Raw genomic sequence first — 496 nt, forward strand, 5'->3', positions numbered from 1 at the left:
TGGCCGGGCATTCCTCGGTGCTGGCGGCCAAGGCCGGCTTCCGGCTTCCGATCAATTCCTATGCGCTGCAAGCCTGCGTGTCCGAACCGGTCAAGCCGATCCTCGACACGGTGGTGCTGTCGCCCGGCTGCGGCGTCTATGTCAGCCAGTCGGACAAGGGCGAGATCGTCATCGGCGGCGGCCTCGACCGCATTCCTTCCTATGCGCAGCGCGGCAATTTGCCGACGCTGGAGGCGGTGATTGCCGGCGTGCTGGAGATGTTCCCGATCTTTGGCCAGCTCAAGCTGATGCGGCAATGGGCAGGTATCGTCGACGTGGTGCCGGATTCCTCGCCGATCATCGGCCCCTCGCCGCTGCCCGGCCTGTTCCTCAATTGCGGCTGGGGCACGGGCGGCTTCAAGGCCATTCCCGCCGGCGGCACGCTGCTGGCGCAATTGCTAGCGTCAGGCAAACACAACGACATCAGCCGCCCCTTCGATCTCGATCGCTTCGCCAC

The 496-nt window shown here is 65.5% G+C and carries 1 protein-coding gene; it reads left to right on the forward strand.

The window, feature by feature from the left end:
- Nucleotides 1-496: FAD-dependent oxidoreductase (locus EN906_RS36720; RefSeq protein ID WP_127375892.1), on the forward strand; the 496-nt coding region annotated here is incomplete at both ends.

This window comes from Mesorhizobium sp. M7A.F.Ca.CA.004.06.1.1 (genome assembly GCF_003999135.1).
Lineage (GTDB): Bacteria > Pseudomonadota > Alphaproteobacteria > Rhizobiales > Rhizobiaceae > Mesorhizobium.